Genomic DNA, 6,963 nt, shown 5'->3' with positions numbered 1-6,963 from the left:
CGTCGAAACCGGCGTCGTCGGCCTGCGCCAGCACTTCCTCGCGTCCATAGGCCGTCACCAGCAGAATCTGCAAGTCCTTCCCGCAGCGTCGGCGGATTTCCGCCGCCGCCTCGATGCCGTTCATGCCTGGCATCCGCCAATCCATGAGCACGAGGTCGAAACGGCGCGGCTGCACTTCCTCGACCGCTTCCTCGCCGGAGGCCGAACAGGAGACCGTCAGGCCAAACCCCTCCAGCGTCGACGTCAGGATCTCGCGCGCCGCCGGGTTGTCGTCGACGACCAGACAGCGCAGCCCGAGCAGATGCTCCCCCGCGCGTTCGGCCAGGCTGATGACATCCGCCCGCGTCGGAAAGTCGAGGGCGAAGGAAAACGTGCTGCCGACGCCGTAGCTGCTGTCGACCCTGATGGTGCCTCCCATCATCTGGACGAGACGCTGCGAGATCGCGAGGCCCAGACCCGTGCCGCCGTAGCGACGGGTTGTCGAGGCATCGGCCTGGGAGAAGGCCTCGAACAGCTTGTCCACCTGCTCGGGCGTCATCCCCGCACCCGTGTCGCGAATGGAGAACAGCAGCTTCACCTGCATGTCCGAACGCTCCTGCTCTTCCACCCGCACCACGACCTCACCTTCCGCGGTGAACTTGATGGCGTTGCCGACCAGATTGATCAGCACCTGACCCAGACGCAACGGGTCGCCGATCATCTCCGTGGGCAGCGTCGTGGGCAGATCGAACAACACCTCGACATCGGCGCTGGTCGTGCGCGCCGCCGCGATGTCGGCAACGTTCTGCATGACCTCGTGCAGCGAGAACGGCACCGATTCGATATCCAGCCGGCCGGCCTCGATCTTCGAGAAATCCAGGATGTCGTTGATGATCCGGAGCAGGCTTTGCGCGCCGGATTCGATCTTCTTCAGATAGTTGCGCTGGCGCTCGTTCAGGTCGGTTTGCAGGGCCAGATGCGCCATCCCCATCACCGCGTTCATCGGCGTGCGGATCTCGTGACTCATGTTCGCCAGGAAGTCGCTCTTGGCGCGATCAGCCTCCTCCGCGGCGGTCTGCGCCTCGCGCGCCCGCCCCTCCGCCTGCTTGCGGAGCTGGATGTCGGTCTGGATCGCGTCGGCCATGCAGTTGAAATCACGACCCAGCAGTTCAAGCTCCCGCACCGAATCAATCCGCACGCGATGGTGGTAGGCACCGGAGGCGATGCGGTTGGCACCGTCGATCAATCCCTTGAGCGGCCGCAGCACGTTGCGCTCGGCCAGAATCAGCACGCAGATACACATCAGTACCAGCAGCAGCACCAGAAAGACCTGGTATTGCAGCAGCGTGCGGCTCTCCGTCGAGAGCTTGCCCACCTCCCGCATGGTGCGTTCGTTCACCAAGCCGATGAACGACTCCACCGCCGCCATGATCCGATTCTTGTACTGGAAATATTCCGGACCGGTGAGCCGACGGTAGAGTGGATAAACGGCCTGAATGTACGCGGCGCTTCCGGGCTCGGCATCAATCGCCTCCCGGGCCTGCATCACCTCGGTTTCAAGTTCCGCGAGCCGATCGGACTCCTCGCGTGAGGCATTGAGGGTATTGAACTCGGAATCAGTGAATTGCGCGGCGCGCATCATCTCGACGAGGGATTGCGCCGCGCCATACTCGACGTCCATGGCCGGGTCGGCCAGACGCCGATCCCAGAACGAGCCGTTGTAGTCGACGGGCCGCGGCGACTCACCATTGCGAATGGCGAGAATCTCGTTGAAATAAGCGCGATAGCGGACATCGCCGGTGGCGACATACAGCCGGACCATCATCGTCAGCTCGTTCGAGCTCTGACGCATGCGTTCGGCCAGCTTGAAGGTCTGCGTCCGGCGGTTTTCCGCCACGGCCTGCTGCTCGCTGATCGTCAGCTGCAGCGTCGTGATGTACATCAGCAATGCGACAACCGCGCCGACACACCCGAGTGCCAAGCCTACCGCCCAACGCATCGACATCCAGTCCTCCCCAGCGCAGCCCCTTGCGACATCAGCGGGCCGGCAGTGCCCGCCATCCATTTTCTACCAGACCCACGACGATCAACGCGAGTTTGCAGATGATGCTGGTTAAAAACGCCTGCAATCGTAGTCTTTTTTACGTCGACCCTGCGACATCACCACCGGCTGTCACAACGGCGAATCGGACACCCAGTTCCCGGAATCTGGCGATGGGTGGAGCACCCCTATCTGGCGCGGACGAGTCAGAACCTCTTGAGCAGGCCCCGGACGAAGAGATATTGCAGCACCGCCGCTTCATTTGTACCCTCTCGTGCAAATAACTCAGGACTCCCCAAGAGGAGTCCCCAAACTCCGCGAAGTCGGGGGGAGACAACCATGTTGAAAGGAAAGCCCATCTGGGGATTGGGAGCCGTCGCGTTGTGCCTGACGGCTTGCGGAACCAGCGAACCCGCTACAACAGGCCAGACCACCGATGAAGGCGGACCGGTCGTGGACTGCGCAGACAGCCAGCCAACTGATCACTCCGCGACGTCACTGGCGTGGCATATCGATCCACTGCCCGGCCCGCCGTTGCTCTACACCGCGGCACCGGACGCCCCTCAGCTCGAGAACGCGGGCGTCTGGCAGGCGCCACCGATCTTGATTTCAGGCGCATCGGCGTATCGCTGTGGCGAGTTCCTTTACCAGGATTGGTTGTTTGATGACCGGGGCGCCGCCGGTGTACTCGACCCCAATGACCCACACGACGCCACGTCGTATCTGTTTTCCAACAAGGCGGGAACACTCACCTATCCCACTGCCGAGGACTACGCGAACAACGCGGCCGATCTGGTCGAGTTTCGCGTGAAGCCCCTGTCTGACCGCACCGCGTTTCGTCTCACGCTCAACACCTTGCTCGACCCGTCGCGAGTGGCGATGACGATCGCGCTGGGTGGGTCCGAAGCCCCTGTCGACTGGCCCTACTCCGCCGGCGTGGTCTCCCCCGCACGCTGGTTTCTGAGCGTCAAAGGCACCGACGTCGAGTTGTTGGATGCGGCCAACGACATGACCCCAATCGCCGGGCCGGCGGTCACCATCGACATGGTCCGCCGGCAATACACCATCGACGTCCCCCATACGGCCTGGAACCCGGGCACCGGCAGTGTCCGCATGGCAGCCGGTGTGGGTGTCTGGGATGCGGAGGCTGGCACCTACGCTCAGCCAGGCGCCATCGCCAACGCATCCGCCCCCGGTGGTGGTGCGACGTTGTCGCCGGCACTGTTCAATGTCGCATTCCGTGCACAGGAACCGACCCCCGATTTCGGCGCGTTCATGGGCCGGACCATTGCCGACGCCGCCGTGCTCGACAAGACGCAGGCGCATTGGTGGCGGGAGCGCGCGCAGGCAGACGCCCTGCAATCGGGGGACATCAGCGCTTTCTTCGCGAACGTCGATTTCGACAAGTTGCAGCGTGGCGAATCGGACGAATCCGCGGTACCCACCTCCGGTCATCTGAACCGCATCTACGCCAGCCGTTTTGCCTACGGACAGGGCCTGGACTACGAGAACTGTGGCGGCATCAGCGCCACCCGCCCTTGCCAGGGCGGGATGCGCGGCCAGCTACTCCCCTACGCCATCTATGTCCCTCAACAAGCGCCACCCGCGGACGGATACGGGTTGACCGTGTTCCCGCATGCACTTTCCGCCAACTACAACCAATACTCGGGCTCGCGACACAGCGAGCAACTGGGCGAACGCGGCACGGGCAGCATCGTGATCACGGGCAGCGGTCGAGGCCCGGACGGCTTTTACTACGACGCCGCTCAAGCCGACATCTTCGAAGTGTGGGCCGACGCGGCTCGCCACTATCCGCTGGATCCGGACCGGGTGACCATGACGGGCATCTCCATGGGAGGTATCGGCAGCTTCCGTACCGCAACCCACTACCCCGATCTGTTTGGCCGCATCATGCCGGTTGTCGCGGCAGCCGGTGGCTCAGAAGATGCGCTGGCCTCGCTGCGCAACGTGCCCGTGATGATGTGGACCTGCGCGCTGGACGAGTTGCAGCAACTCCCGATCACGGAAGAGATCGTTGGTGCCCTGCACGGCCTGAACTATCGGCTTGATTCGTATCTCTTCACCACCTGGGATCACCTGACGCCATCCACCAACGACTTTTATGCGCCCGGCGCCGAGTTCTTGCTGGACGACACCGTGGACCGCAACCCGGCGCACATCACCTACGTATTCCGTCCCGGCGAAACCAACGCTGATTACGGCCTCGTCGCCGACAAAGCCTACTGGCTGTCCGGACTGGAGCTCAGCGACGCGAGCACCGGCATCGGCACCATCGACGCGGTGAGCGAGGGCCTTGGCCTGGCCGACCCCGAACCGCTGCCGGTCGCTGAAAGCGTCGGCGTTCTGGACGGTGGCAACCACGAACCGGCGCCCTACGTCCGGCGGGCACTGGACTGGGTCGAACCAGCGACTCAACCGGCTGCGGATCGGCTGCACATCACCGCTTCCAACATCGCCAGAGTCATCGTGCACCCGGAACGTGCCGGTTTGAGCTGCGGCGCGGAGATTGTCATTGACAGTGATGTCGAGACGGTGGTGGTCGTGGATGGCTGCTGACGGGGTTGGACTCGTCAGCACGCCGAACACCCGGCCGCCATCGCGCTCAGAAATGACACCCCGCTCCGACGGATGATCGCCTGCTCCGCGATGTCCTCGGGATAAAACGCGCGGCGGACAGGAACGACACAAGCGGACACAAAAACCCCCGCCGCAGCGGGGTTTTCGATCGTGCCCGGTCTTGGCCGGACCATGATTTGGTGGGCGGAGGTCACTCGAATTCCGCATGTAGTGCACTGATCCTGCGGAATTTGCAACATTTCGATTTCTCCGCATGCCCCCGAATATGCCCCCAACTGAGTTCGGCACCGTTCATCAGTCGGTCGGAGATTGACATTGGCAAGTGTTCTTCTCACTACTCCATCGAACCCGGCGATGGGTTCGGGTTGCCTCTACCGTGAGCGCGATTATGACCCTTCCAGCCCTTCGGAAGCATGAATTCAATACCGCATTGGCCTCTTGGGAGTTGCCACGCTGGAACATCTGGAGATGCTTCAGCAAAGCGGGGGCAAGGAGCGCATCGGCTTAGAACTGGGCCAGTGCCTCAAGCAGGGCCGCTGCTCCAAACACGAACCCGAGCAAAATCACGGCCCAAACCGCGATCCGTACCTTCACTTCTTTGACGAACAGTTCGAGCATCTTCCGAACCTCCGCAGTGATAAACTGATTCAACGTTGATCTCCCAAGTAGTGGTTGGGGTGAGACGAAAAAGCCCTCAGCCGTTGCCGCGACTGGGGGCTTTGTTTTTTGCCCCAAGTCCGGGGCAAGGTAGAACCTTCAAACAAAGTGGAGAAGGCCCCTCGGAGACCCCTGCCAAGCCCGCTGCCACTCTGTTATCTCAGACCTGAGCTCGGGACTGCTGGCGAGGGTTCTTCCGGCTATACAGGGACATAAGCTTTCGCGCTGAACTACAGCCGGAGCCCCATCAACGCGAAGGTGACGGACTGAATCTGCTGATCCAGCAGCTCAACCGGGAATTCGGAATCGAATCGAACCGGCACGTCGAACTCGCCGCCCCACGTCAGCACCGCCCCGCTCTGGTCGGCGGTGAAGCTGACGACGCCAGTCGCGTAGTGAGTGTCTCGAGGAATGCCATCAACCGTTCCTCCGCAACGCGTTGGCGACGCCACGACCGGCCGCTGCCTGGATCTGCAGTTCGGTGGATCGACTGACTGAGCCAGTCGGAGCGTTGACCGTGATGTTGTTAACCACGCTTCGCTGGTTCAGCGTCTTGTTGTCGACGATGTGTCCCGAAGTTCCGGGCACGAACAGTTCCTCTCCCTCTTCACCGACGATGTACGCCTTGCCGGCCGTCACAGACCCTCCGCGCGCTCGTTTCCCGCCAAAGCCACCGGACAGGAACCCACCCAGAACGCCTTCCAATCCACCTCCATTGGATGCATTTCCAAACAGATTGTTAAGGATGGCTGCTGCAGCAGCTTCGGCGACGAGTCGCTGAAGCAATCGGGCGAAGTTTTCCGCCATATCGTCCAAGCTGCTGGAGAACGGGTCGTACAGGTATTCAGCCAGCGAGGACTGAATATTGCGGGCGGCACTCGCAGAGATCTCTTCCATCGTGCGAGCCCACTCGGAAGCTTCGTCCCTACTCTGATTCAGACGCTCCCGCGCTTGATCGAGTCCGCGGTTGAAGGTCTCTTCGTCGATCAGAGGTTGACCGTCCTCGTTGACCGCTCGCTTCAACTCCTTCAAGCGCTCGACTTCATCGTTGAAGCGCTCCAGAGGGGTTCGAGTGGCTTCGAAGACCTGGGCGGCTTCGGCTTCGAGCTGATTCATCCGCTCGGCTTCCTTCGCCATGTCCTCCAGCTCCATCGTCAACGCGATGTAGCGGTCCCGCAGAGGATCAGCTTCGGCGCCCAGATTGCTGAACTGTTCGGCTAGGTCGCCGTGCAGGGCACGATAGCGGGCCACCGCGACCTCCCCTTCACCATAGGTCGCGATCTGCTGGTTAAGGCTCGCAAGCAGAGACTGCACTTCGCGATTGGCCTTGGTGTAGGGGCTCTCTCCGCCACCGCCAAGATCGATCGGAATTGGCGGGGGTTTGATGTTGGTCCGCTCTGTCTCGTCCTTGTCGCCGCTGCGTTTTTGTAGATCCCCGAAGAGCTTTTGCCGACGCTCCAGTTCAGCGAACAGTTCGTCACGACGCTTCTCAAGCACCTCGAAAGGAACGGCAATGCCTCCGACCATTTCACTCTCACCGGAGAGGATCATGTCGTTTAGCCGCTTCCATGAACCGCCCCGGGAATCCCGGAGGCTCATAGGTTTGAGTCAGGCGGCCATCGCCTGACCCTCAATCTGTGAATAGTAAGCCGCTTCGCGCTCGATCGGCGGGACATTGCCGATCGATT

Annotated in this window: 4 protein-coding genes; 1 reads left to right on the top strand and 3 read right to left on the bottom strand. The window is 61.9% G+C overall.

Annotation, left to right across the window (positions count from 1 at the left end; genetic code table 11):
* Positions 1 to 1,984, bottom strand: a 1,984-nt coding sequence (locus tag ABNS06_RS11120) for an ATP-binding protein (RefSeq protein WP_348674666.1), incomplete at its 3' end; no start/stop codon positions are given.
* 213 nt (positions 1,985 to 2,197) lie between these two features.
* Here ABNS06_RS11120 and ABNS06_RS11115 point away from each other — a divergent pair.
* Positions 2,198 to 4,597, top strand: a complete 2,400-nt coding sequence (locus tag ABNS06_RS11115) for an alpha/beta hydrolase-fold protein (protein WP_348674665.1) — start codon at positions 2,198 to 2,200, stop codon at positions 4,595 to 4,597.
* 525 nt (positions 4,598 to 5,122) lie between these two features.
* Here the strand turns inward: ABNS06_RS11115 and ABNS06_RS11110 are convergent.
* A complete protein-coding gene (locus tag ABNS06_RS11110) occupies positions 5,123 to 5,269 on the bottom strand; it encodes a hypothetical protein (protein ID WP_348674664.1) in 147 nt (48 codons plus the stop codon).
* Positions 5,270 to 5,692: 423 nt separating this feature from the next.
* On the bottom strand, positions 5,693 to 6,826 hold the full coding sequence (locus tag ABNS06_RS11105) for a hypothetical protein (protein WP_348674663.1): 1,134 nt from the start codon (positions 6,824 to 6,826) through the stop codon (positions 5,693 to 5,695).
* Positions 6,827 to 6,963: the final 137 nt, after the last annotated feature.

The sequence above is a fragment of the uncultured Abyssibacter sp. genome (assembly GCF_964000955.1).
GTDB lineage: Bacteria > Pseudomonadota > Gammaproteobacteria > Nevskiales > OUC007 > Abyssibacter.
This window is presented reverse-complemented; position numbering and strand designations above follow the sequence as displayed.

What these genes read in the sequence shown, in the direction of transcription:
- ABNS06_RS11105 (WP_348674663.1), bottom strand. Translation starts at nt 6,826, where the DNA reads ATGATCCTCTCCGGTGAGAGTGAAATGGTCGGAGGCATTGCCGTTCCT.